Below are 23,756 nucleotides of genomic sequence, written 5' to 3'. Positions count from 1 at the left end.
CAGGAACCCATGATCACTTCTGATCTCCTTCGGCCCGGCTCGCTGGTGGTCTCGTGTCAGGCCGGTCCTGGCAACCCGTTCCACTCGCCCGAACCGATGGCGCTGATGGCCAGAGCCGCCGAAGCCGGCGGGGCGGCCGCGATCCGGGCGAACGGCGCCGCCGACGTGGCCGCGATCAGGGCGGTGACCCGGCTGCCGATCATCGGGCTGAACAAACTCGGCGATCCCGCCGGCGTCTTCATCACGCCGACGTTCGAGTCGGCGGTGGACATCGTCGCAGCCGGCGCGGACCTGATCGCACTGGACGGCACCTTGCGGCCTCGGCCGGACGGCGCCGATCTGGCCGGCCAGATCGACCGGATCCACCGCGAACTCGGCGTACCGGTGCTGGCCGATGTGGACAGTGTCGAGGCGGGCATCGCCGCCCGGGAAGCGGGTGCCGAACTGGTCGCCACCACGTTGTCGGGGTATACCAATGGCCGGACCCCGATCGGACCAGACGTCGAGCTGGTCCGCCGGCTCGCGGCCGAGCTGGACTGCCCGGTCGTTGCCGAAGGCAGGATCCGTACGCCGGAAGACGTCCGTGCCGTGTGTGATGCCGGCGCGTACGCCGTCGTGGTCGGCTACGCGATCACGAATCCGATGGACATCACGGCCCGGCTGGTCGGCGCAATTCCCCGCGGGTAGCCCAAACAAGTGGTCTAGTCCATCTTGTCGAACCCCGTCGAATCCTCTTCCGCTCTCACGCCGCGCGGCGCGACCATGGCGCAACTCCCCCTGAGATAGGACGCGAAAGATGAGTACTGACGGCAAGGTCGAGCGCCGCACCCTCCTCCGCCTCGCGCTGGCGGTACCCGCCGCGGGCGCGCTGGCATCGTGTGCCAAGCCGGCGAGCAAGGCTGCCCCGGCTGCGCAGACCGGCAGCAAAGTGGACGGCACGAAGGCACTGGAGTTCTTCAACTTCGACGGCGGCTACGGCAAGGCCTGGACCCAGATGCCGCTCGACCTGTACCGCCAGGAGTTCCCGAAGGCGGACGTGAAGCTCACCAGCGGCCAGAAGCTGCAACAGCAGTTGCAGCCGCGGTTCATCCAGGGCAACCCACCGGACCTGATCGAGAATGTCGGCCTGGACGCGGCCGCGCTCGCCTCGCAGAAGCAGTTGATGGACATCGGCGCGCTGCTCGAGATGGAGTCCTTCGACCAGCCCGGTGTGAAGGTGAAGGACACCCTGCTTCCGGGCGTCGCGGAGGCCGGCCGGTACGACGGCGTGAAGTACGAGATGCCGTACGTCTTCGGTGTCGCCGGGATCTGGTACAGCCAGCCGCTGATGGACAAGCACGGCTGGACCTATCCGAAGCACTGGGACGAGATGCTCGCCCTGTGCGCGGAGATCAAGAAAGCCGGTATCGCGCCGTGGACGTACCAGGGCAAGTTCCCGGGCTACCTCACCAGTCCGATGCTGATGACGGCGTACAAGGCGGCCGGACCGGATCTGAAGAAGAAGATCGACAACCTGGAGCCGAACGCCTGGCGTGACCCGGCACTGATCGCGGCGGCCGAGGGCTACCAGGAACTGGTGAGCAAGGGCTACCTGCTGGAGGGGTCGCAGGCGCTGTCGCACACGCAGTCGCAAACCTACTGGGCGCAGGGCAAGGCCGTGTTCATCCCGTGCGGTGGCTGGCTGGAGAACGAGCTGGGCGCGATCGCACCGAAGGACCTCGGGATGACCATGGTCCCGGTGCCCGGCCTGTCGTCGGCCGACAAGGCTCCGTTCGAAACCGTCACCGGCGGTCCCGGCGGCGCGCTGATCGTGCCGGCCCAGGCGAAGAACCCCCAAGGTGGCATCGAACTGCTGCGGATCATCACGTCGAAGAAGTGCATGCGCAACTTCACCGAGCTGACCAAGTCGCTCAGCGTGGTCAAGGGCGCCTCGGACGGCGTGGCGCTGTCGTCGGCGAACAAGTCGATGCAGAAGGTGATCGACGAGGCCGGCACGAACATCTTCCTCGACTGGTCGTTCCGCCTTTGGTACAAGAAGCTGCTCGACAACTCCGACAAGGCGATGGCCGCGCTGATGAACCGCGAGGTCACCCCGGACGAGTGGAGCAAGCGGATGCAGAAGTTCGCCGACGAGACGGCCAAGGATCCGTCGATCAAGAAGTTCCACGCCTGACATGCACCACGGCAAGTACAGGTTCGTCTTCAGCCTGCTGCTGGTTCCTGTCGGCCTGTACGCGGTCTTCGTCATCTCCCCTTATCTGCAGGCCTTCTCGATCGCCCTGACCGACTGGCAGGGGATGACGGCCGACTCCCACTTCATCGGCTTCGACAACTTCGTGAAGCTGTTCCACGACCCGGTGTTCTGGACCGCGCTGCGGCACAACGTGTTCCTGCTGGTCAGCATCCCGCTGGTGATCGTGTCGCTGTCGTTGTTCTTCTCGGCGATGCTGAACTACCAAGGCGGCGTGCCGGGCTCGCGGATCTACAAGGTCGTCTACTTCTTCCCCAGCGTGCTGTCGATCGCGGTCGTCGGCGTGCTCTGGCAGTTCGTCTTCGAACCACGCAACGGCCTGCTGAACGGGTTCCTGCAGGCCGTCGGTCTCGGTGATCTGAAACAGATCTGGCTCGGCGACGGCAAGACCGCGCTGGGCTCGATCATGGCGGTCGTCGTCTGGGGCGGGGTTGGCTTCTACGTGGTGCTCTTCACGGCCGCGATGAGCGCGATCCCGCGGGACCTGTACGAAGCGGCGCTGCTCGACGGCGCCGGACCGTGGCAGTCCTTCTGGCGGCTGACCCTGCCGCTGATCTGGGGCAGCGTGCAGGTCGCGATCGCGTACCTGGTGATCGGCGCGCTGGACATGTTCGCGCTGGTCCAGGTGCTGTCGGTCGGACCTGGCGGCCCGGACGACGCGACCCAGGTGATCTCGCTCTACATGTACACGAACGCCTTCACCTACGGGAACTTCGGCTACGCCGCCGCGATCGGTGTCGCCCTGTTCGCGATCAACCTGATTCTCACCCTGCTGACGTTCCGGCTCACCCGCCGCGAGCGGGTCGAGTACTGAGGGGGAACGAGTGGCCACACTGATCGATCCGGCCCGGCTGCGACCGGCCACACCCGAACCGGAGCCCGAGCCGCACGTACGCCGTACGGTCGGCTCGGTACTGCTCGGCGGCACCAGTCAGGGGTTCGTGCTGATCTGGGGCGTGATGGTGGTGTTCCCGCTGCTCTGGGCGCTGGTCAGCTCGTTCAAGTCGGACCCGGAGATCTTCAAGAGCCCGTGGGGACTGCCGGCGGTCTGGCACTGGGACAACTTCGAGCGCGCCTGGAACGAGTCGCACATCGGCACGTACTTCCTCAACAGCGTGATCGTGGTCTGCTGCGGAGTCGTGCTGACGCTCGTCCTGTCCTCGGCCGTCGCCTACGTGCTGGCCCGATTCGAGTTCCCCGGCAACCGCATCCTGTACTACGTATTCGTCGGCGGCATGGTGTTTCCCGGCTTCCTCGCGCTGGTGCCGCTGTTCTTCGTCGTACAGAACCTCGGCCTGCTGAACACCTATCTCGGGTTGATCCTGGTCTACGCCACGCACGGCATGTCGTTCTCGGTGTTCTTCCTGACCGCCTTCTTCCGGACGCAGTCGAAAGAGCTCGCGGAGGCGGCACTCGTCGACGGGTGCTCTCATTGGGGTGTGCTGTTCAGGATCATGCTGCCGCTGGCCCGGCCGGGGCTGGTGAGCATCGGGATCTTCCAGTTCCTGGGGATGTGGAACGAGTACCTGCTGCCGCTGGTACTGAACACCGACGAGCAGAGGTATCTCGTGACCCAGGGACTGGCGAACATCGCGGTGACGCAGGGCTACCACAGTGACTTCTCGGGGCTGTTCGCCGGACTGACCATCTCGATCCTGCCGGTACTCGCCGTCTACTTGGTCTTCCACAAGCAGATCAGCACCGGGATGACGGCCGGAGCGCTGAAGTGAGCGCATTGCTGCTCGCGGCCGCATCCCTGGACGTGACTCCGCCGCCGGGCCACCGCCTCGACGGGTACGCCGCCCGCACGCAGCCGGCGATCGGGACGGCCGACCCGCTGCGCGCGACACTTATCTGGCTCAGCAGCGTGGACTCGCCTGGAGTGCTCTGGCTGAGCCTGGACGCGGTCGCCGCCGGTACGGAACTGGTCGCCGAACTGTCCGCGGCTGCCGCTTCGGCAGCAGGCATCCCGCCGTCGTGCGTGGTGGTCTGCGCCTCGCACACCCACTCGGGTCCGTCCGGCTGGACCGGCCAGATCCATCCGGTCATCCCGGCGTCCCGTGAGCCCGAGCTGTACGAGCCGCTGATCGCGGCAGTCGCGGCCGCTCCGCTCACCCGCTCGCCGGTCCGCGCGTTCTGGCGGTCGACTCCGGTGACCGGTGTCGGAACGAACCGGCACAGACGCGATGGTCCGCACGACAACACAGCCGGCGTACTGTCCCTGCATTCGCTCGACGGTTCGCTCGCCGCGCTCCTGCTGGACTTCGCGTGCCACCCGACCACCTACGGGCCGGACAACCTGCTGTGGTCCGCCGACTGGCCGGGCGCGGCCCGACGGGCGCTGGCCGGGTCGGACAACGTGGTGGTGGGCTATCTGCAAGGAGCGGCGGGTGATGTCAGCCCCCGTTTCACACGGCAGGGTCGCGGAGCGGCCGAGGTCGAGCGGCTCGGGGGGCTGCTTGCTGCGCAAGTTGGTGACGCCCTCGCCAGGCCCGGCCTCGAACTCCCCTCGGTGGCCCCGACCATCCGGCGTACGACGGCCCGGTTGAAGGTCCGGGCTCTGCCGACCTCCGTCGAAGCAGCTGCGATCGTGGCAGCCGCCGAAGGTGGCCTCGGTGGCGGACTCGACAATCCGGCCGCCCGGATCGCCCAGACCCGGCTGGACGGTGCTCGCGGGCAGGCGTTGATGGCCGCCGCCGCGTTGCCGTCGAAGCTCGAGTTGCAACTCAGCGCGATCACCCTCGGGGACGTTGCCTGGCTCAATCTCCCGGTCGAGCTCTTCGCCCTGCACGGCCGCCGCCTGCAGGTGGCCAGCGGTTATCCGATCACCCGCGTCATCGGCTACGCCGACGGGTACTTCGGGTATGTGGTGGACGCAGACGCCGTGGCTGCCGGTGCCTACGAAGCGCTGATCACCTACTTCGACCAGCCGACGACCGAGGAGTTACTGACGACCGCGGCCGGGCTGCTTCGTACGATGGAGCAGTGACGAGTGAGCTCGACGAGGCGGCCGCGGTCTTCGCCGGCATACGGCCGCGCTTGTTCGGGATCGCCTACCGGATGCTCGGGAGCGCCGTCGAGGCCGAGGACATCGTGCAGGAAGCGTGGATCCGCTGGCAGGCCTACGACCGGTCGAAGGTGGTCGACCCCGCGGCCTTCCTCGCCACCACGACCACGCGACTCGCGATCAACGCGGCCCAGTCCGCACGCGTCCGGCGCGAGGCGTACGTCGGCCCGTGGCTGCCCGAGCCGGTCGACACCGCCAACGACCCGGCCCTCGGCGCCGAGCGCGACGACGCCCTCGAGCTGGCCCTGCTCCACCTGTTGGAGAAGCTCTCCCCGACCCAACGAGCCGCGTACGTCCTGCGCGAGGCCTTCGCCTACCCGTACGACGAGATCGCGGAGATCCTCCAGTTGTCCGAGGCCAACGTGCGGCAACTGGTCAGCCGCAGCAGCAAGCGGCTGGCGACCGAGCGACGCGACCCGGTCGGCAAGGGTCAGCACCGGCGGCTGTTGGAGGCGTTCCTCGCGGCTGCCCGCAAGGGTGACCTGGCCGTTCTCGAGGAGCTGCTCGCCGAGGACGTGATCAGCTACTCCGACGGTGGCGGCGTGGTCCGGGCCAGCCGGATCCCGGTCTTCGGCCGGACCCACGTCGCGGCGTACCTCAAGGCCTTCGCTCCGCGCTTCTGGCCGGACACCACCGTCTCCTGGATCGAGGCGAACGGCCGCCCGGCCGCTCTGGTGTACCGCGACGGCACCCCTCTCGTCTTCCTCTCCATCACCGCCTCCGAGGCCGGCATCGACCGCCTTCTCTGGGTGATGAGTCCGGCCAAGCTCGCCAAGATCTCCGCTGCCGGTTAGAGCGCGAGCTCCGGCTGAAGCTTCTTGGCGGGCCAGACGCGTTGTTTGCGGGCGGCCAGGGCGGAAGCGGTGATGCCGGCCAGCAGCCAGGCGGCGAGGACCAGGAGATCCCGGCCGAGGCTGTCGCCCGGTCCGCCGTACATGAGGTGCCGGACGCCGTCGATCGCGTAGCTCATCGGCAGCACGTGGTGGAAGAAGTACAGCGGGTGCGGGATGGTCTGCCAGGGGAACGTGCCGCCGGCACTGACCAGCTGGATCACCATCAGGACCAGGCCGAGGAACTTGCCCACGGCACCGAACCAGGACGACAACGCGTGCAGGATCGCGACGAACGTCAGCGAGGTCAGCATCAGGAAGCCGACGGTCAGCCAGGGATGCGCGGTGTCGATGCCGAGGCCGAAGATGACTGCGGTGAACACAAGGGCGGCCTGGATCGCGCCGAAGATCGCCGGCGGCAACCAACCGCCGAGTGCGACCCGGAGCGGCGATTGCAGCGCGGCGAGGGCTCGCGGCGACAGCGGCCGGACCAGCAGGAACAGTACGTACGCGCCGATCCAGCAGGACAGGCTCAGGAAGAACGGTGCCAGACCGGCGCCGTAGCTGTCGGCCGTGGCCTGCGAGGTGTTGTGCAGGCCGACCGGCGCGCCCAGGGTCTCGGCGACTGCCTTCCGCGCCTCGGGTGACGGGTCGGGAATCTGCTTCGCGCCGTTGGTGAGCGCTGTGTTGAGTTCGGTCGCGCCGGTCTTCAGCTTGCCGATGCCGGTGCTGAGCGTGGTGATGCCGGTGAGTAGTTGGGTTTGCCCGGTGACGGCCTGCCGCTCGCCGGTCGCGAGCTGCGAGGCGCCAGTCTGGAGAGTGCCCAGGCCGGTCTTCAATTGGGTGGCGCCGGTGTTGAGTTTGCTGGCGCCGGTGGCCGCGCTGCCGATGCCCGAAGTAAGCGCCGGAGTCGCGTTGGCTAGCGTCGATGCTCCGTTGGAAACCTGGCGGGCGCCGGTCGCGAGCTGGTTGAGCTGCTTCGAGGTGGACTGGATCTTCGTGTTCGCCGTGACGACGGGGCCGCGCAGTTTGGCGGTTTCCTGCAGCACCTGGTTGATCTGGGCCTGCGTGAAGCCGCGTGCTTTGAGTCGTTGGGCGAGAGCGGCATCCAGGCTGGAGAGGTCGGTCACTAACGTGCTGGAGGCGGTCGCCACCTGCTGACCGACGGCCGCGATCTTCTCGTTGCCGTCAGCAACTTTGTCCGCGCCGGTCGCGAGATCCCTGGTCTGCTTGGGGAGATTGGCCGTCTTCGTGCTCAAAGTGTTGAGACCGGCGCTCAGCTGGCCGGCGCCGGTGGCGAGATCGGTGGCGCCCTTCGAGGCCTGGCCGATGCCGGTGGAGAGCTTGGTCGCGCCCGCGGACAGCTGCTGTTGCGCAGTACTGAGCTGGGTTGCGCCGGTCTTGAGCTGCGTCACTCCGGTGTTGGCCGACGTGAGTCCGCTCTGCAGTTGGCCTGCGCCGGTCGCCGCCTTGGTGATCTGGCCGTGGATGGTGCTGAACCCGGCCAGCAGCTTGCTCGCCGCCGTCTCACTCACCTGCGAGGCGACCGTCTTCGTCACCTGGGCGACCACCTGGTTCGCGATCGTGTGCGCGAGGTAGTTGTTGGCGTCGTTCGTGTACAGCTCCAGCGTCGCCTGCCGCGGCTGGAACTCCGCGCTCGACGCGAGATCGGCCGAGAACGACTTCGGCAGCACGAGCGCGAACTCGTACTTGCCGTCGGAAACGCCCTGGGTCGCTTCGGCGCGGTCGACCTGATGCCAGTCGAAGCTCTTGGATTTCACCAGTTCGTCGGCGACCTGCGGGCCGACGGACAGCTTCTCGCCGGTGGACAGGGTCGTGCCCTCGTCCTCCAGCACGACCGCGGTCGGGACCTTGTCGAGCCGGCCGTAGGGGTCGTGGTTCGCGTAGAGATACAGGCCGCCGTACAGCATCGGCACGCACAACATCGCCACCACCGCGAGCTTCGGCAACCGCCCAGCGGTCAACCGCCGCAACTCACTCATCGCCATCCGGATGGCAGTCATGCCCCAGCCTTCTTCTCGTCACTCTCGCCCAGTACTACGGACTCCGCCTCTACACCGTCTTCGCGTGTTGCTGCTTCCACCGGCTTCGTCTCCGTCCCCGGTCGCGTCTCGACCACCGCCTCCGCCTCCGGCGTCGCCTTGCCCCCCGCTTCGGGCTTCGCACCGACACTCGGCTGCGCCTTTGTCCCCACCCCCGACTCCGCCTCCGCCTTGACCGCCGGTTCTGGCTTCTTGACCATCGGGTTCGGCTTTGTGTCGGCGATCGGGTCGACCTTCGTTTGCTCGATCGGTTCGACCGGAGCTACCTGGACCGGCTCGGGTGGGGTCAGGGAGCCCAGTTGGGCAGCGGGGACGCTGAGCAAGCGGGTCGAGGCGTCCGCGCAGGTGATGATCACGCCGTAGCCGCGCGACGCCAGCTCCCGGCCCACGCCGTACCACTCGTGCGGATCTCCGCCGTGCCGGTCCGGCATCGTCAGGATCACCACTTTCACCTCGGGCCGCGCCACCGTCAGCTCCGCGAGCAACTTGGTCCGCACCGCGACCGGCAGATGCTCGAACCGCTTGTCGGCGTACTCGTGCCAGCCGTGCTCCTCCAACCACGCCAGCACGGCCTTCCCACCAGCCTTGCGCCCCGCGATCGCCAGCTCCTCGCCAACGACAGACCGCACCGGCAGCGCGTCATCCGGCTCGGTGATACCCGGCGCGTCGACGACGGCGACCCGCCTGCGCAGTACGCCGCCGTCGGTCTGCCCGTCGAGCTTCACGTCACCGCCGTTCGGCCGCAGCCGGCCGGACAACGCGAGCGACGCAGCGACATGGCCCGGTCCGGGGTAACCGGCGAGCAGCACCACCTGGTGATCGCCGACGCTGACGGACGTCGGGTTCAGCATCGGTGCGTGCGGACCCTGCACGCTGATCGCGTGGGCCTTGAGCTCCATCGTCGGCTACCCCGTTCAATACGATTGTGTATTCAATACAGAACTGTATCCTAAGCTCATGGAAACGCCCAAGCGCCGCCGCTCCGCCACCCGGGCCCGCCTGCTCGAAGGCGCCCTCGACGTGTTCGCCGAGCGCGGCTTCAACGGTGCCTCCGTGGAGGACATCTGCGAGCGCGCCGGTTTCACCCGGGGCGCGTTCTACTCCAACTTCGCCTCCAAGGACGAGCTCGTGCTCGCCCTGTTCCAGGCAACCACCGATCGCCTGCTGGAGCAGATCGCCGCGCTGCTACCGGGGCTCGCTGACCAACCCGGCACGCTGCTGGACGCAGTACTGGGCCTGTTGGACGATGCTGCGCCTGATCGACGGCAGTGGCATCTCATCTCGACCGAGTTCACGCTGCACGCGCTCCGCAACGCCGAAGCGGCGGAGGCGCTCAACCAGCAGCGGAAGATGTTCCGCGAGCAACTGACCGCTCTGGTCGAGGAGATCAGCACGGCCGGCGAGCTGCGGATGAGCGTGCCGCCGGAGCAGTTCGTGCGGCTGGTGATCGCGCTGCATGAGGGAGCGCGATCGCAGAGTCTGCTGGAGCCCACAGAGGTCCCCGCTGGGTCCCTGGAGCACCTCTTCCTACCGATGGTGCTCGAAGCGATCAGCAGGCCTACGGAGGGTGTCAGCCGACCTTGATGTCGACGCTGTGCAGCCCGGTCGATCCGTCCGGAGCGGGCGGCGCCTGACTCTCGATCTGCGGATTGCCCTTGGCGTCGAAGGCGCGGACCTGTAGGACGTGGTGACCGCGCGGCGCATCCCAGGTCCAGTGCCACTGCCGCCAGGTGTCGATGGAGGCGTCCGTGGCCAGTGTCGCCTCCTGCCAGGCGCCGCCGTCGACGCGGACCTCCACCTTCGAGACCCCGACATGCTGGTCCCACGCGACTCCGGCGACCGTGACCGGTCCCGGCGCCGCCTTCGACCGCGGTACGTCGATCCGCGACGACAGCTTGATCGGCCCACGCTCGGACCACCCACGCGGTGTCCAGTACGCCTGGAACTGGTCGAACCTGGTGACCTCGATCTCCGCGAGCCATTTGGTCGCCGAGACGTACCCGTACAGCCCCGGTACGACGATGCGCACCGGGAACCCGTGTTCCAGCGGCAGCGGCTTGCCGTTCATCGCGAAGGCGAGCATCGACTCGCGGTCGTCGAGCAACGTGCTCAACGGCGTACCGGCGGTGAACCCGTCCTTGGACGTCGACTTGATCGCATCGGCATCGGCCGACACCCCGGCCTCGGTGAGCAGGTCCTTCAGCAGTACGCCGGACCAGAGTGCGTTGCCGATCAGGTCGCCGCCGACCTCGTTGCTCACGCAGGTCAGCGTGACCCACTTGTGCACGACGGTGCGCTTCAGCAGCGCGGCGAAGTCCAGCTCGATCTCGCGGTCGACCATCCCGTGGATCCGCAGCTTCCAGTCGGCCGGCATGATCAGCGGCACCGACAGCGCGGTGTCGATCCGGTAGAACTCGTCGTTCGGAGTCGCCCACGGAGGAGCGCCCGCAACCTGTACTCCGGGCGGCGGGTCGACGCTGGGTGGGACCGGAAGCTGGAGCGCGTCGCGGGCATCGGTGACCGCTGACCGGTGACCGCCAATAACGTTGCCTAGGGCACCTACTGCGACGGAGCCCAGCGCGACCCCCGCGGACAGCTGGAGAAAGCCTCGCCGGCTCACGCCGTCCTCCGGGTCGTGCAGCAGCGTGGCCAGCCGTTGGGAGTACAACCGCAGTACGAGCAACGCGACGACCCCCGCCACGAAGGACGGGACGAAGCCGGTCTGCCCGGCGTCCGGCCGGGTCTGGGCCGCCAGGACGGCCAGCCCCGCGAGGATCACAACGACGGCGGCGCCCGCCCAGTACCGCAGTACGGCCAGAACTCCGCCGAAAGCGGCGAACGCGAGCAGGACGATGAGGATGCCGGTCCGCAGCGCGAGCTTGTCGTGCGTGCCGAACAGGGAGATGGCCAGGTCCTTCAGCCACGGCGGCGTCCGGTCGATGAACGCGGAACCGATCGCCACCACCGGCGTCTGTCCGGTCCCGAGCAGCGCCGCGGCGACCGAGCCGGCGGCCAGGCCGGCCAGTGCGGCGAGAACGCCGCCGATGGCGGCGCGGAGGAATGCTGCGCGCCGTGGCGGAGACGGCGGCGAGGTCACCGGCCGGGGCTGGACCGGAGCTTGGGACTGGTTCACTACTCAACAATTGCTCGGCGGGGCGCCCGGCGCCAGCCAGGCGCCCCATCCGTTAGAAGCGGGTAATGCGATCGGGTCAGATCCGGTCGGGTCAGAGCCGGTCGGAGATGGGAGGCAGGGTGGGCCGGCCGTTCGGCCAGCGACGGGCATTGTCACGGACCCGGCGGAGCTTGCCGAGGACGAGCTCGCGCTCGTCGGCCAGCTGCGACATCCAGAGGCTGTCGATCTCCAGGAGGTGGTCCGGCAGCGCTTCGCGCAGCCGCCGCTTGCCCTCCTCCGTGAGAACCGCGAACGACCCGCGGGCGTCGTCGGGACAGGGCTCCCGACGCACCAGGCCGAGGTTCTCGGCACGGTCGACCAGCCGGGTGATGCCGCCGGTGGTGACGGTCAGCTCCCGGGCGAGTGAGGTGAGACGCTGTCTTTCGCCGTGGCTGCGGGCGAGCCGCAGCAACAGTTCGAACATTGCCATTTGCAGACCACTGCGCTTCAGGGAATGGCGCATCAGGTGATCGAGTTCGGCTGCTGCTTCACGCAGCAGGCCGTACGCGGTGATCACGTCGCTTCCCAGGGTTCGGCGGCGTGAGTGGGTTCTGCATCGGCGAGCGCTAGGGGCGAGCAAAGCGATGGCGCGATGGTCATGCGCGGACTCTATTAGCTGACTAGGTCACTTCGCTACACGGGGTGACCTGTCAGCTACAGGTTGAGACACGATTGATGGACAGCTGAGCGTGACAACCGCCTGTGGATAACTTCCGCGGCGGTCGGCCGATCTTTGCCAGGCTGGTGATCGTACGCAATCAGCCGCCGCGGATCGGGGACCACGATGAACACCACCGACGAGAAATCACCCTACGGCCGCGGCTTCGTCGCCGCCGCCATCGTCCTCACCGCCATCCTCCTCTGCGGCATCCTCCTCCTGGTTACCGGCCCATCCAGCACGCCAGCCGCCGGCACCCCGCAAAGCCCTCCAGCCGCCGTCACTCCCCAACCCACCCCCACCCCGCAAAGCCCTCCAGCCGCCGTCACTCCCCAAACCACCCCCACCCCCTGCCCCGCCGCCCCCGCCCCGGGCTCCTCCGCCCCGGGCTCTTCCGTCCCGGGCTCTTCCGCCCCGGGCTCTTCCGCCCCGGGCTCTTCCGTCCCGGGCTCTTCCGCCCCGGGCTCTTCCGCCCCGGGCTCTTCCGTCCCGGGCTCCTCTGTGTCCGGCGGCGCGGGCGCCGGCTCCTCTGCCCCGGCGATCTCCACCTTGGCCACCTCCGCTGCGGGCGCCCGGGGTTCCAGTTACTCCGCCCGGGCGATCTCCGTCTCGCGCTCGTCCGCGTCGAGTGCCTCCGCTGGGTGTGCGCCTTCGGTTGGTGGTCCTGCGGTGCCTGCTTCGGGTGACTCGACAGCCGGTAGCCGCTGTGGGCTGACGGCCGGCGATCAGGGGATTCCGGCGAAGGCACCGGCGGTCGACAGCTGGGAGGTGAACCATCGCGTCGTGGTGCCGCGCTCCTCGGCGTACGGACCTTTGAAGCAGGATCCTGACGGCTTCCGGCGCTGTTTCGCCCACTCGCCGACGGGCGCGCTGTACGCGGCGTACCACGCGGTCGCGGCGATGGCAGATCAGCGCCACGTCCTCACCACCGTCGGCAAACTGATGGTCCCCGGTCCGGACACCGACGCCCTGCTCGCGGACCTGCGCAAGGATTCTGGCGACGAAGACTCGAACCCGACCCAGATCTCCGGCTACCGAGTGGTCGACGCCGAGGCGGACCGCGTCACGGTGATGCTGGCGATGCCCGTCGAGACCGCTTTCGTCAGCGCCACCTTCACCTTGGTGTGGTCCGCCGGCGACTGGCGAGTGGTGCCGCCCAGACCAGGCGAGTCGGTCGGCGCGCCGTACGGGCAGCAGCGTGATCTGTCCGGCTTCGTCGCCTGGAGTGGTGTCTGATGTGCGGGCGTCTCGATGTCGCGTGCAATGTCCGCGAGAGCTTCCAGTCGGCCGCGACGAACGCCGCGTCGAGCATGATCAACGATCTCGCGACCAAGATCGGTGAGACCGCGAGCGCAGGTCTGCAAGCGGTCGCCACGTTCTGGATGAAGATCGACAGCCCTCAGCTCGCGACCCAGAAGTCCGGCGATTGGGTCGACAGCGGTCCGGTCGCCTACCTGCACAGCTATTCGACGGCGCTCGCCATCAGCGTCTTCACGTTCGCCGTCCTGATCGCGGGTATGCGAACGGCCTGGGAGCAACGCGCCGAGCCACTCAGAGAGTTGCTCAAGGCAACAATGACGCTGGTGGTGGTCGCGGGAATGGGGACGGCCACGATCCAGTTGCTGTCCGCCTGGTCCGACACCTTCGCGATGGACATCGTCCAGCACGCGACACCGCACGACCAGGCGTTCCACTCCGCGCTCGGCGGCCTTGTGCTGCAGGGTGGTACGCAAGGCACGGGATTCGGGAACGTGCCGCTGATCGTCGGGATGTTCTTCGGCATCGCCGTCTTCATCGCCTCGGTGATCCAGGTCGTCCTGCTGCTGATCCGGTCGGCGATGCTCGTGCTCCTGGCAGGTACCTTCCCGATCGCCGCTGCCGCGACCAACACCGAAGCAGGCAAGGCGTGGTTCAAGAAGTACTGCGCGTGGGCGCTGGCCTTCATCGCCTACAAACCGGCCGCGGCGCTGATCTACGCGGCGGCAATGAAGATGAACGAGGCCGGCATCACGAGCAAGTCCGGCAATGGGATGGTCCAAGCACTGACCGGACTGATGATGATGCTGCTTGCGGTCTTCGCGCTGCCCGCGCTCCTGCGCTTCGCCGTACCGGTCACCGCCGCTGTCGCAGGCGGTAGCGCGGGCGCCGGTGCGGGCGTCGCCGACCCGGGGAACCTCGCCACGGGTGCCATCAACCTCGGCCGCTCGTCAGGCCGCGCAGGCGGTTCCTCTGGCGGCTCGGGCGGCGGCGGTGGAGGAGGGGGCGGTGGCGGTGGCCGGGCCACGGGAGCGATCGGCGTCGGGGCGGCCGCAGCGGGCGCCGCAATGTCGGGCGCCAAGAAGGCCGGCGGCGGCCTGGCAGGCGCGGCCGCCCATTCCGCCGGCGAATCCGGCGGCGGCTCCCCCACCCCCACCAACTCCTCCACCAGCCGCCCCGGCGCCCCCCGCCGATCCAGCAGCCGCTCGTCCTCCTCCAGCAATACTCCCCAACCCACCGGCCCCACCGGAAGCCGCTGACACCACCCGCGCGACACCGACCACGCAGCCCACGGACAACCCACCGGCCCCACCGGAAGCCGCTGACACCACCCGCGCGACATCGACCACGCGGCCCACGGACAACCCACAGGCCCTACCGGAAGCCGCTGACACCACCCGCGCGACGCCACCACCCAGCCACGGACAACCCGCGGGCCCCACCGGAAGCCGCTGAATGAGCTACCGGTCAAGCTAATCTTGCGGCCGGCAAATTGGCTCAGACAGGGGTGGGGAGATCGTGATCGACGACAACAAGAAGGCGGTCCTGGGGTTCTTCGAGGCGGTCAGCGACCGTCGGGTCGAGGACCTGCCGCAGTACGTGGCGCAGGACGTCGTGGACCACAACAAGATCATTCACGGCGAGCCGGACGAGCCCGGCGCGGCGTTCGAGGGGCTCCGTCAGCAGCTGGCCGCGTTCGATCCCCTCACCGTCCAGGTGGAGGAGCTGATCGGCGAGGGCGATCAGGTGGTCGCCCGGGTGATCCAGCGGGGCGTCCACAGCGGGACCCACCCTCGCATGCCCGAGCCGACCGGCCGGAGCTTCGAGAACGAGGCGATCTGGATCCTCACCCTGACCGAGGGCAAGATCTCCGGGATCCGGGCGGTGAGTGACCGCCTCGGCCTCTTCTTCCAGCTCGGCTGGCCCTGGCCACAGACCGACTGACCGGCCTTCGTCCGCCTCTGCAACAAGCGGCAGAGGCGGACGGGCTGTCTTTGCAACAAGCGGCAGAGGCGGATGGGCTGCCTTTGCAACAAGCGGCAGAGGCGGACGGGCTGTCTGCACAGTGGAAGCGCCCTGACGGATGATGGGGTGATGAGGCTGGAGCGGATCGCGTTGATTTCGGATGTGCACGGGAATCTGTCGGCCTTGGAGGCGGTGCTCGCGGATATCGAGGCGCGGGGGATCAGCAGGATCTTCAACCTCGGCGACTATGTCGGCAAAGGACCGCGCGGGCGCGCGGTGGTGGACCGGTGCCGGGAGCTCTGCGAGGTGAACATCCTCGGCAACTGGGACGATTTTCTGCCCGACCCCGACCGGGAGATCGACAACGACAGCCTCCGCTGGTGGAAGAACGAACTCCGCGAGGACCAGTGGAAGTGGCTCCGCGACCTCCCGTTCAGCCACGACTTCGTCCTGAGCGGTCGCCGGATCCGCCTCTTCCACGCGTCCGCGACCTCGGTACACCGCCGGGTCCGGTTCGACCATGACGAGCAGGAGTACCTCGGCATGTTCGAGAACACCCCCGCCACCGGCGACGGCCCCATCCCCACTGTCGTCGGGTACGGCGACACCCACGACCCGTTCTACGAGGCCGACCTGGACCGCCGCGTCCTCTTCAACGCCGGCAGCGTCGGCAACAGCATGAGCGACCCGACCCCGGTCTACGTGATCCTCGAAGGCATCCCCGACACCCTCGACGAGGCACCCTTCTCGATCCAGTTCGTCCGCGTCCCGTACGACGCCGCCGCCGAACTCGAGATCGCCCGCACCCTCGGCATGCCCGAACTCGCCGGCTACGAATCCGAAATCATCCACGGCATCTACCGAGGCGACCTCTACGCCAACACCCCACCCACCTACCACCGCCGAACCACCAAGCCGGCCGACACCAACCGCTGACACCACCCGCGTCCGCCGGAAGGCTGTACCGACGGACAGGAGGTCCTCGGGCGATCACCCGACGTGCACGCTCAACGCGGTGTGGCTTCTCCCACCAACAAGCGACACCTCCTGTCCGTCGGTACGCCCCGCACCTCTCCGACGTGCGCATGTGGCTGCACCACCGCGCCGGCGGAAGTGTCAGTTGGTGAGGAGGGCTTCGGAGCCGATGGGGGTGTAGCCGGCGGCGAGGAAGGTGCGGAGAGAGGCGGCGTTGCCAGGGCTGACCTGGGCCCAGATGTGCGCATCGGCGGGGATCAAAGCCCGGGCCGCGCGCGCGAGCCGCCGTCCGTGGCCCTTGCCGCGCGATCGCTCGGGCACCTCCAGCGCGCACTCGAGCCGGCCGGCGAGACCGGTCCCGATCACGACCAACCCGCCGTACGGATCGGCATAAGCCCGTACGCCGTCGCGGTACCGCCAGGCTCGCTGGATGCGCGGATGCGTGTGGTCGGTGAACTCAGTCAGCCCGTCGACCGCAATCGCTCGCTCGGCCGCATCGGGCAGCGCCGGCGCGAGCAGCATCGCGTCGATCGCGTTCACCCGCCGGCCGGTCAGTTGCTCGAGCGCGAACAGGAACGGCGGGTTGAGTGGCGCCGAGAGGTCGCCGGCCGGAACGCGTTCGGCAACCCACTGCGGGGTCACGTCCGCGGCCACCACGATGTGCGCGGTGAAGGCGACGACACACACCTCCCGCTCGGACGGCGCCGGTAGTACCTCGACCTCGAGATCGGGGGTGGGAAACGTCCCACCTTCGATCCCGCGCAGAATGTCAGCCAGAGTTGTCATCACCCGCCATTCTGGAGGAGAACCCTCCGGACGGCGGCGAGTGCCCGCCCACGAAGCGGGTCGAGACGGAGGCTGAAGATGCGCAGACCGCAGCAGGTTCGGGCCGAGGGACTTCCCGAGCGGGTGACGATCTACGAGGTCGGTCCGCGCGACGGCCTGCAGAACGAGTCGGCCATCGTGGATGTCGCGGTGAAGGCGGAGTTCATCCGCCGGCTGGTCGAGGCCGGCCTGACCACCGTCGAGACGACCAGCTTCGTCCACCCCAAGTGGGTTCCCCAGCTCGCCGACGCCGCGGAGCTTCTCGACCAACTCGACCTGCCCGCCGCAGTACGGGCTCCCGTCCTTGTCCCGAACGAGCGCGGCCTCGACCGCGCGCTGGCCGCCGGCGTACGGGAGATCGCGATCTTCGCCAGCGCCACCGAGACGTTCGCGGCCAAGAACCTGAACTCCACGCTGGACGATCAGTTCGCGATGTTCACCCCGACGATCGAGCGGGCGCTCGCGGCGGGATTGAGCATCCGCGGCTACGTCTCGATGTGCTACGGCGATCCGTGGGAGGGCGACGTACCGATCGACCAGGTCGTGAAGGTCGGCGCGCGCCTGGTCGAACTCGGCTGCCACGAACTCTCCTTGGGCGACACGATCGGCGTCGCCACGCCCGGCCAGGTGATCAGCCTGATCGAGTCGTTCGGCCAGGCAGGCGTCGGCGTCGACAGGCTGGCCGTGCACTTCCACGACACCTACGGCCAGGCGCTCGCCAACACCCTGACCGCTCTGCGCGAGGGCGTCACCACGGTCGACAGCTCGGCGGGCGGCCTCGGCGGTTGCCCGTACGCCGAGAGCGCGACCGGCAATCTCGCGACCGAGGACCTGGTCTGGCAACTCGACGGCCTCGGCATCGAGACCGGCGTCGACCTCGAGAAGCTCGTCGGCACCAGCACCTGGATGGCCGAACAACTCGGTAAACCGTCCGCGAGCCGAGTGGTCCAGGCGCTCGCCGGCTGAGCCAGAGCCGGATCCCCGGTAATCAAGCCAAAGCCGGACCCCCGGCAATCAAGCCAAAGCCGGATCCCCGGTAATCAAGCCAGAGCCGGATCCCCGGTAATCCGGAGGAAAGTGTCCGTCCTGCCTGTCACGATGATCCAGTGAGTACTCGCCGCGCCGAGTTGGGTGATTTCCTCAAGGCCCGCCGGGCGCAGGTGACCCCTCAGGAGGTCGGCCTGCCCCCGGGCGGACGACGTCGTACGCCGGGACTTCGGCGCGAGGAGCTCGCCCAGCTCGCCGGCGTCGGCGTGACTTGGTACACGTGGCTCGAGCAGGGCCGCCCGATCAACGTGAGCGGTCAGGTCCTCGACGCGGTCGCCGGGACGTTGCGGCTGACCGATCCCGAGCGCGCGCATCTGTATCGACTCGCTGAGGCGACGCCGGTGCGACCGAAGCGCGGCGTCTGCGCCAGCGAGCCGGTGCTGACGGAGATCCTGACCGCCCTGGACCCGCTACCGGCGGTGATCACCAACACCCGCTTCGACATCGTGATGCCGAACCAGGCGTTCAGAGATCTCTTCCACGACTGGCACACGCTGCCTTGCGTGCACAAGAACCTGCTCTGGTGCATCGTCACCGAACCGCTGGCCCGCAAGCGGTTGCTGAACTACGAGGACGAGGTGCCCTACCTGGTCGCGCGCCTGCGTTCGGCCTACAGCGAGCACATCGGCGATCCCGACTGGGAGGAGGACCTGGCCCGGTTGCGCAAGCTGAGCCCGGAGTTCGCCGAGCTGTGGGCGCGGCACGAGGTCGCCGAGTGCACCCCACGTCCGCGTCATGTGGTCCACCCGGTCGCTGGTGAGCTCCACCTCACCGTCACCGAGCTCGCCGTCCCGGCCCACCCCGACCTGGTCCTGTTCGTCGACACCCCGTCCGACGAAATCAGTCGCGAGCGTCTGCCCCTCACCCGTCGCTCGCTCCAGCCGGCTGAGCTCTGATCCAGCCCCGAGACCACCTCGCGGACGGAGCTACCGGGATTCCGGTGGGCCTGCTTCGGTGCCCCAGGTGGAGAGGCAGAAGGGATGGCCGGCCGGGTCGAGCAGGACGCGGAAAGCCGAGGGGTGCGGCTGTACTGCTGACTTCGTCGCGCCTGCCGCAATCGATTGAGCCTCGGCGGTATCGAGGTCGTCGGTCTTGAAGTCGAGGTGGCACTGCTGGGGAACCCGCGGGTCCGGCCAGGTCGTCGCCCGATAGTTGAGGTCGCGCTGGAAGCCCAGGCTGACCCCGTCGCAGCGGAGTTCGGCGAAGTTCTCCGAGGACACCGCGATCGTGCCGCCGCCGATCCGCTGGTAGAACTCGGCCAGCGCCTGCGGATCCGGGCAGTCCAGCATCGGCCCCCAGAACGGTGCGATCACTGCTCGAGGGACCGGGGAATCCGCCGGACCAGGCTCTTGTCGGCGTACTGACCGATCCGGTACGTCGACCAGCCGTCGACTCCGGCTCCCACGGCGCCACCGAGCAGCGGCACCCGCCTGGTCACCGTGAGCGCCATCCGCTTGCCGCTGATCCGGGCGATCAGCTCGCCGACGACCTCGCCGGCCACCTGCCGATCCAGCTCCGGGTCGAACACCGGCGCCGTCGCGATCGCGAGCGGCGAGGTCACCAGGCTCTCCTTCTTCAGCCGGTCGGTGACGCCGTCCTCGCCGAGCAGACAGGTGATCACCGCGGTGCGGACCCGGGGATCGTCGAGGTCGTAGTTGCGCAGATGCGCGATCGAAGCCACCATCCGGGCCTGCACGATCGCGATCCCGGTCAGGTTCGCCGGGAGCGAGACCGGGAGCGTGATCAGCCCGCCGATGCTGGTGACGAACCCCTGGACGCCGGCCAGCCGGATGTGCTGCTCGATCACCGTGTCGACGGCGAGTTCGGGGTCGTCGCCGTTCTTCTCCAGATGCTTGGCGGCGACCTTCTCGGCACCGGGGAACCGCTGATAGCCGTCGATGGCGACTTCCAGCACCTGACGAAGGACACCCGCGGCGGCCTGCGGTGCGAACCGCTGCGCCGCGGGGGCGAGACTGCTGGCGACGAACCTGGCTACTCCGGCCACAGTGCTCCTTCGGAACTCGGGACGCCGACCCCTGGTCTCGAGGCTGGGCGCACCCTCAACTCTACGTGCCACCCCCGAACCCGCCACTCGGGAGAAACCCTGACCAGCCCCGTACTACGAACGCTTCTCCGCGAACGGGCCGTCGGGCGCGAAGACGTGGGCGGCGAAGTTCTCGCCGATTCGGCAATGCGCGGCGGTGTCCGGATGCAACTCGTCGGGCAGCGGCAACTCGGCGTAATCCGCCTCGCCGTACAGCTCGAGACCGTCGAGGTAGTACAGGTTGGGATCCTCGGCCGCCCGTACGGCGGTGATGCGGGCGAGCTCGTCGCGGATCACGCTCAGCGTCAGCTTTCCGGCCGCGACCTCCGCCGGATCACCGGTCGCCCGGAACAACATCTTCCCGGTGCTGAAGTCCGGCGCGGCCGGCCCGGGCGTGTCTTCGTGAATCCGGCAGTAGACGGACGAGATCACCAGCAGCGGCGTCGTCGGATGCCCCTCGCGAATCGTGTCGAGGAAGCCGTGCACCGCCGGACCGAAGGCGCGCAGGCGCATCAGATCGGCGTTGACCAGGTTGATGCCGAGCTTGACGCTGATCAGGTCGGCCGGAGTGTCGCGCATCGCCCGCGCGGTGAACGGATCCAGCAACGCGCTGCCGCCGAAGCCGAGGTTGATGAGGTCCACCTCACCGAGCGCGGCAGCCAGCACCGGCCACGTCGCGGTAGGACTGCCCGCGTTCGAGCCGTGGCTGATCGAACTCCCGTGATGCAGCCACACTCGCCGCCCCCGGTCCGGCGCGGCCTCAACCGGTACGTCGGTGCGCAAGGCAACCAATTCGGTGGTCTCGGTGTGCGGCAGCCAGATCTCGACGTCCTTGTCGTCACCGGGCAACCCGTCGAACCGAAGAGTTCCGGTCGGCCCCGGCGTCAGCTCTGACGACCCGGTAGCCCAGTCGTGGGTCAGAATGTTGCCTCCGGCAACACTTCCCTGGGCGGTGAGAACTCCGTCGACGACCAGGTCGTAGACCCCATCCGGCACCGGCGGAGCACCCACGTAAACCATCTTGGTGGGACGCGTCACGAGTTCGATCTCGGTAGCGCGAGTCCGGAAGACCACCCGGACGCCGGCCGGCTTGGACTCCGACATCGCCAGTTGCCCATCGGTGTTCTGCGCCCGCGCCCGCGCAGGCAACCGATGCGGCAGTACGCCGTACTCCGTCGGCTCCAACTCCAGCGCGCCCCGGACAATCTCCGCCGTGATCGGCGTACTGATCAAAGTCATAAGAACCGCAGCATATGAATCTTCACCACCGGCTGTCTTCCGACTATCACGGCTTGCGGCTCGCGTCCCCACTCCTCGAAGCCGCACGAGCGGTAGAGCCGCTCGGCCCTTTCGTTGCCTTCGGAAACGGTCAGTCCGATCTGCAGCAGCCCGTCGGTAGCGGCCCCCTGCTCGACGATCGCGGTCACCAGCGTCTTGCCGATCCCTCGTCCAGCCGCCGCCGGCGCGACCGCCATACCGAACAGGGTCGCCTTGTGCTGCACCTGCCGCCGCGGCTCGACCGTCATCCCGGCGATGCCGAGCAGTTGCCCGTCGTCGTCGAGCGCGCCGAGCGTGACGTCCTTGGGCCGCCCTCCCCCGAGCAGCCGATCGATCGTGAACTCCAGCGGCTTCTCGACCTCTTCCTCGTACGACGAAGTGAACGCGCTCGGCGAATCCCGCAACGCCTGCAACCGAAACTCCCGGTATTGCCTGGCGTCTTCTGGCCCGAGCGGCCGGACGATCACGACTCGCCTGTCGCGGACAGACGGGCCCGGGTGCAATGGGTGAGGTAGGGCATCGTCAGGCGCTTGCGTCCGCGCAGGTCCAGGTGTGAGTCGAGGAGTTCGGAGACCTGGTTCAGCAACTCGGTTCGCTCGGTCTCGGGCAAGGTGATGACGTAGCTGCGGGACGCGACCATCGCGAGCAGGTCGGCTCGGCTCAGCTGGTGTTCCCAGCGAACCTCCAGGCGTTCCGCTTGCTCGAACGGCGCTGCCAGCTCAGGGCGAGTGTCCATCACCTGCGGCCCGTGCTGATGCAGAATGCGATCGAGTTCGGCCACCCACGGCTCGCTTTGGTCGCGAACGTTCCAGACCAGACCCAGCGTCCCGCCCGGAACGAGCACTCGGCCCGCCTCTCGCAGCGCTGTCGCCGCGTCGAACCAATGCCAAGCCTGAGCGACCACGACAGCATCGAAGCTGCCGTCCGCCACCGGAATTCGCTCGGCGGTACCGTCCACCACGGCCGCCTTCGGCACGCTCGCGGCAAGCTGCTCCCGCATCTCCACCAACGGCTCGACCGCAGTCACCTCGAAGCCGCGATCGACCAGCAACCGAGTCAACTTCCCCGTCCCCGCTCCCAAGTCCAGCACCCGGTGAGAATTCCCAGGCACCAGCCAGTCGACTGCTGAGGCGGGGTAGGGCGGCCGCCCTTGCTGGTACGCCGCTGCCGCGTCGCCGAAGGAGGTCGCCTGAGCCTGCTGCGACCACCTCCGGCTGGCACCCTGGCGCGTCATGCCGCAGGCCTGACCGATCTCGTCCCAGCTCGCCAGCCGCTGCGACCGCAACTGCTGGATCAGCTCAGCCCGCTCGGCCTCCAACGCGGTCAGCACCTTCGTCACCCGGGCCAGGCCGTCGATCCCGCCCGCGCCGACGATGTCCGCCACGATCCGTCTCGTTGGTTTCACCTGAGCAGCATATGTTGCCTGTGCTGCTTCCGCGCAACATTTGTTGCGCCTCGCCCAGGCCGTCTTGTGTCGAGGGGTGTACGTCAGGATGGTGGGGTGCCAATCGAACCTCCCGCGTCTGTCTGGGACTTTCCGCCGGTCGGAGTCGCCGGAGCCGGCGATGTGGTCGCGGCCGGGGCGGATCTCGAGCCGGGTACGGTGCTCGCGGCGTACCGGCGAGGGCTTTTCCCAATGCCGGACAGCCACGGTCCGCTGTTGTGGTGGTCGCCCGTCGAGCGTGGCGTGATCGAGGTCGACAACTTCGCGCCGTCGCGGTCGCTGCGCCGGGCCCGGAGCAAGTTCGAGATCCGGGTGAACACCGCGTTCGACCAGGTGATCCGGGCCTGCGCGGATCCGAGCCGGCCGGGTTCCTGGATCGACGCGGACATCATCGCGGCGTACACGCGGCTACACGAGCTCGGCTGGGTGCATTCGGTCGAGGCCTGGGACGGCGACGAGCTGGCCGGCGGCCTGTACGGCGTGGCGATCGGCGGACTGTTCGCGGGCGAGTCGATGTTCCACCACAAGACCGACGGCTCGAAGGCGGCCGTCGCCGGGCTGGTCGAACTGCTCGACGACAAGTACGCCTCCGAGCGAGTGCTCGACATCCAGTGGGTGACCAGCCACCTCGCCACCCTCGGCGCGATCGCGATCCCACGCGAGGAGTACATCGCCCGCGTCGAACGCGCCCTGGCCTTCCCACTCCCCGCCGCCTTCAGCTAATCCACAGGCGCGGCACGCCCCCACGCCGCCGGACCCACGCCGCCGGACCCACGCCGCCGGACCCACGCCGCCGGACCCACGCCGCCGGACCCACGCCGCCGGACCCACGCCGCCGGACCGCACGGCGGCAGCCCGCCGCCCGCAGCCCGCCGCCACC

At 68.4% G+C, this 23,756-nt stretch carries 24 protein-coding genes; 14 read left to right on the top strand and 10 right to left on the bottom strand.

What is annotated here, in order from left to right; all coding sequences use genetic code 11:
* The first annotated feature begins 9 nt into the window (after positions 1 to 9).
* The 6 genes from DIZ26_RS22765 (at position 10) to DIZ26_RS22740 (ending at position 6,112) form a co-directional block, all read left to right on the top strand.
* Positions 10 to 687, top strand: coding sequence for an N-acetylmannosamine-6-phosphate 2-epimerase (locus DIZ26_RS22765; RefSeq protein ID WP_232828523.1), 678 nt, complete (start codon positions 10 to 12; stop codon positions 685 to 687).
* A gap of 109 nt (positions 688 to 796) precedes the next feature.
* Complete coding sequence (gene ngcE / locus DIZ26_RS22760; protein WP_112244785.1) at positions 797 to 2,173, top strand: N-acetylglucosamine/diacetylchitobiose ABC transporter substrate-binding protein; 1,377 nt, start codon at positions 797 to 799, stop codon at positions 2,171 to 2,173.
* A 1-nt stretch (position 2,174) separates the two neighbouring features.
* On the top strand, positions 2,175 to 3,065 hold the full coding sequence (locus tag DIZ26_RS22755; RefSeq protein WP_112244783.1) for a carbohydrate ABC transporter permease: 891 nt from the start codon (positions 2,175 to 2,177) through the stop codon (positions 3,063 to 3,065).
* Positions 3,066 to 3,075: 10 nt separating this feature from the next.
* Complete coding sequence (locus tag DIZ26_RS22750) at positions 3,076 to 3,981, top strand: carbohydrate ABC transporter permease (RefSeq protein ID WP_198676235.1); 906 nt, start codon at positions 3,076 to 3,078, stop codon at positions 3,979 to 3,981.
* Positions 3,978 to 5,240: a hypothetical protein gene (locus tag DIZ26_RS22745; protein ID WP_112244781.1), complete on the top strand. Its 1,263-nt coding sequence runs from the start codon at positions 3,978 to 3,980 to the stop codon at positions 5,238 to 5,240. Before DIZ26_RS22750 ends, DIZ26_RS22745 begins: the two co-directional genes overlap by 4 nt.
* A complete protein-coding gene (locus DIZ26_RS22740) occupies positions 5,237 to 6,112 on the top strand; it encodes an RNA polymerase sigma-70 factor (RefSeq protein ID WP_112244779.1) in 876 nt (291 codons plus the stop codon). The genes DIZ26_RS22745 and DIZ26_RS22740 overlap by 4 nt, the downstream gene beginning before the upstream one ends.
* Here the strand turns inward: DIZ26_RS22740 and DIZ26_RS22735 are convergent.
* Positions 6,109 to 8,172 carry a YhgE/Pip domain-containing protein gene (locus DIZ26_RS22735; protein WP_112244777.1) on the bottom strand — a complete coding sequence of 688 codons (2,064 nt, stop codon included), beginning with the start codon at positions 8,170 to 8,172 and terminating at the stop codon, positions 6,109 to 6,111. The two genes, DIZ26_RS22740 and DIZ26_RS22735, sit on opposite strands and share 4 nt — an antisense overlap.
* Complete coding sequence (locus tag DIZ26_RS22730) at positions 8,169 to 9,110, bottom strand: hypothetical protein (RefSeq protein WP_232828522.1); 942 nt, start codon at positions 9,108 to 9,110, stop codon at positions 8,169 to 8,171. The genes DIZ26_RS22735 and DIZ26_RS22730 overlap by 4 nt, the downstream gene beginning before the upstream one ends.
* 58 nt (positions 9,111 to 9,168) lie before the next feature.
* Here DIZ26_RS22730 and DIZ26_RS22725 point away from each other — a divergent pair, with 58 nt between their 5' ends.
* Positions 9,169 to 9,795 (top strand): TetR/AcrR family transcriptional regulator, encoded by a 627-nt coding sequence (locus tag DIZ26_RS22725; RefSeq protein WP_112244775.1) that lies wholly within the window; start codon positions 9,169 to 9,171, stop codon positions 9,793 to 9,795.
* On the opposite strand, the gene DIZ26_RS22720 is transcribed toward DIZ26_RS22725, so the two are convergent.
* The gene (locus DIZ26_RS22720) at positions 9,782 to 11,344 is read right to left on the bottom strand and encodes a molybdopterin-dependent oxidoreductase (RefSeq protein ID WP_112244773.1); all 1,563 of its coding nucleotides are present in this window, start codon (positions 11,342 to 11,344) and stop codon (positions 9,782 to 9,784) included. The two genes, DIZ26_RS22725 and DIZ26_RS22720, sit on opposite strands and share 14 nt — an antisense overlap.
* Before the next feature lie 91 nt (positions 11,345 to 11,435).
* Positions 11,436 to 11,900 (bottom strand): MarR family winged helix-turn-helix transcriptional regulator, encoded by a 465-nt coding sequence (locus DIZ26_RS22715; protein ID WP_112244771.1) that lies wholly within the window; start codon positions 11,898 to 11,900, stop codon positions 11,436 to 11,438.
* Between the two features lie 810 nt (positions 11,901 to 12,710).
* Here DIZ26_RS22715 and DIZ26_RS22705 point away from each other — a divergent pair.
* The 4 genes from DIZ26_RS22705 (at position 12,711) to DIZ26_RS22685 (ending at position 16,199) form a co-directional block, all read left to right on the top strand.
* Positions 12,711 to 13,277, top strand: coding sequence for a hypothetical protein (locus DIZ26_RS22705; RefSeq protein ID WP_112244767.1), 567 nt, complete (start codon positions 12,711 to 12,713; stop codon positions 13,275 to 13,277).
* Entirely contained in the window at positions 13,277 to 14,557 is a 1,281-nt protein-coding gene (locus tag DIZ26_RS37520; protein ID WP_157979787.1) for a hypothetical protein, read from the top strand. The genes DIZ26_RS22705 and DIZ26_RS37520 overlap by 1 nt, the downstream gene beginning before the upstream one ends.
* Positions 14,558 to 14,816: 259 nt before the next feature.
* On the top strand, positions 14,817 to 15,242 hold the full coding sequence (locus tag DIZ26_RS22690) for an ester cyclase (RefSeq protein ID WP_198676234.1): 426 nt from the start codon (positions 14,817 to 14,819) through the stop codon (positions 15,240 to 15,242).
* Positions 15,243 to 15,392: 150 nt separating this feature from the next.
* On the top strand, positions 15,393 to 16,199 hold the full coding sequence (locus DIZ26_RS22685; RefSeq protein ID WP_112244759.1) for a metallophosphoesterase family protein: 807 nt from the start codon (positions 15,393 to 15,395) through the stop codon (positions 16,197 to 16,199).
* A gap of 180 nt (positions 16,200 to 16,379) precedes the next feature.
* Here the strand turns inward: DIZ26_RS22685 and DIZ26_RS22680 are convergent, their stop codons facing one another.
* The gene (locus DIZ26_RS22680; RefSeq protein ID WP_112244757.1) at positions 16,380 to 17,024 is read right to left on the bottom strand and encodes a GNAT family N-acetyltransferase; all 645 of its coding nucleotides are present in this window, start codon (positions 17,022 to 17,024) and stop codon (positions 16,380 to 16,382) included.
* Between the two features lie 78 nt (positions 17,025 to 17,102).
* Here DIZ26_RS22680 and DIZ26_RS22675 point away from each other — a divergent pair, with 78 nt between their 5' ends.
* The gene (locus tag DIZ26_RS22675) at positions 17,103 to 18,029 is read left to right on the top strand and encodes a hydroxymethylglutaryl-CoA lyase (protein WP_112244755.1); all 927 of its coding nucleotides are present in this window, start codon (positions 17,103 to 17,105) and stop codon (positions 18,027 to 18,029) included.
* 140 nt (positions 18,030 to 18,169) lie between these two features.
* Entirely contained in the window at positions 18,170 to 19,006 is an 837-nt protein-coding gene (locus tag DIZ26_RS22670) for a helix-turn-helix transcriptional regulator (protein ID WP_112244754.1), read from the top strand.
* 30 nt (positions 19,007 to 19,036) lie between these two features.
* Here the strand turns inward: DIZ26_RS22670 and DIZ26_RS22665 are convergent, their stop codons facing one another.
* From DIZ26_RS22665 to DIZ26_RS22645, 5 genes are all read right to left on the bottom strand, one after another.
* Positions 19,037 to 19,423 carry a VOC family protein gene (locus tag DIZ26_RS22665; RefSeq protein ID WP_198676233.1) on the bottom strand — a complete coding sequence of 129 codons (387 nt, stop codon included), beginning with the start codon at positions 19,421 to 19,423 and terminating at the stop codon, positions 19,037 to 19,039.
* A complete protein-coding gene (locus tag DIZ26_RS22660) occupies positions 19,420 to 20,115 on the bottom strand; it encodes an EcsC family protein (protein ID WP_112244752.1) in 696 nt (231 codons plus the stop codon). Before DIZ26_RS22660 ends, DIZ26_RS22665 begins: the two co-directional genes overlap by 4 nt.
* 114 nt (positions 20,116 to 20,229) lie before the next feature.
* Positions 20,230 to 21,393, bottom strand: coding sequence for an SGNH/GDSL hydrolase family protein (locus DIZ26_RS22655; protein WP_112244750.1), 1,164 nt, complete (start codon positions 21,391 to 21,393; stop codon positions 20,230 to 20,232).
* Positions 21,390 to 21,899 (bottom strand): GNAT family N-acetyltransferase, encoded by a 510-nt coding sequence (locus DIZ26_RS22650; protein ID WP_157979786.1) that lies wholly within the window; start codon positions 21,897 to 21,899, stop codon positions 21,390 to 21,392. The genes DIZ26_RS22655 and DIZ26_RS22650 overlap by 4 nt, the downstream gene beginning before the upstream one ends.
* The gene (locus DIZ26_RS22645; RefSeq protein ID WP_112244746.1) at positions 21,896 to 22,837 is read right to left on the bottom strand and encodes a class I SAM-dependent methyltransferase; all 942 of its coding nucleotides are present in this window, start codon (positions 22,835 to 22,837) and stop codon (positions 21,896 to 21,898) included. Before DIZ26_RS22645 ends, DIZ26_RS22650 begins: the two co-directional genes overlap by 4 nt.
* 96 nt (positions 22,838 to 22,933) lie before the next feature.
* Between DIZ26_RS22645 and aat the strand changes: the two genes are divergently transcribed.
* Positions 22,934 to 23,599 carry a leucyl/phenylalanyl-tRNA--protein transferase gene (gene aat, locus DIZ26_RS22640; RefSeq protein ID WP_112244745.1) on the top strand — a complete coding sequence of 222 codons (666 nt, stop codon included), beginning with the start codon at positions 22,934 to 22,936 and terminating at the stop codon, positions 23,597 to 23,599.
* The last annotated feature ends 157 nt before the right edge of the window (positions 23,600 to 23,756 follow it).

Origin of the sequence: Kribbella monticola (genome assembly GCF_003261635.1) — a bacterium.
Taxonomy (GTDB): Bacteria; Actinomycetota; Actinomycetes; order Propionibacteriales; family Kribbellaceae; genus Kribbella; species Kribbella monticola.
Note: the sequence above shows the minus strand (reverse complement) of the source record. Positions and strands in the feature narration are given on the sequence as shown.

Bases quoted from the DNA above. Each gene is read 5' to 3' on its own strand.
- DIZ26_RS22655 (WP_112244750.1), bottom strand. From the start codon at position 21,393: ATGACTTTGATCAGTACGCCGATCACGGCGGAGATTGTCCGGGGCGCG.
- DIZ26_RS22755 (WP_112244783.1), top strand. From the start codon at position 2,175: ATGCACCACGGCAAGTACAGGTTCGTCTTCAGCCTGCTGCTGGTTCCT.
- DIZ26_RS37520 (WP_157979787.1), top strand. From the start codon at position 13,277: ATGTGCGGGCGTCTCGATGTCGCGTGCAATGTCCGCGAGAGCTTCCAG.
- DIZ26_RS22765 (WP_232828523.1), top strand. From the start codon at position 10: ATGATCACTTCTGATCTCCTTCGGCCCGGCTCGCTGGTGGTCTCGTGT.
- DIZ26_RS22680 (WP_112244757.1), bottom strand. From the start codon at position 17,024: ATGACAACTCTGGCTGACATTCTGCGCGGGATCGAAGGTGGGACGTTT.
- ngcE (WP_112244785.1), top strand. From the start codon at position 797: ATGAGTACTGACGGCAAGGTCGAGCGCCGCACCCTCCTCCGCCTCGCG.
- DIZ26_RS22725 (WP_112244775.1), top strand. From the start codon at position 9,169: ATGGAAACGCCCAAGCGCCGCCGCTCCGCCACCCGGGCCCGCCTGCTC.
- DIZ26_RS22735 (WP_112244777.1), bottom strand. From the start codon at position 8,172: ATGACTGCCATCCGGATGGCGATGAGTGAGTTGCGGCGGTTGACCGCT.
- DIZ26_RS22675 (WP_112244755.1), top strand. From the start codon at position 17,103: ATGCGCAGACCGCAGCAGGTTCGGGCCGAGGGACTTCCCGAGCGGGTG.
- DIZ26_RS22685 (WP_112244759.1), top strand. From the start codon at position 15,393: ATGAGGCTGGAGCGGATCGCGTTGATTTCGGATGTGCACGGGAATCTG.
- DIZ26_RS22730 (WP_232828522.1), bottom strand. From the start codon at position 9,110: ATGGAGCTCAAGGCCCACGCGATCAGCGTGCAGGGTCCGCACGCACCG.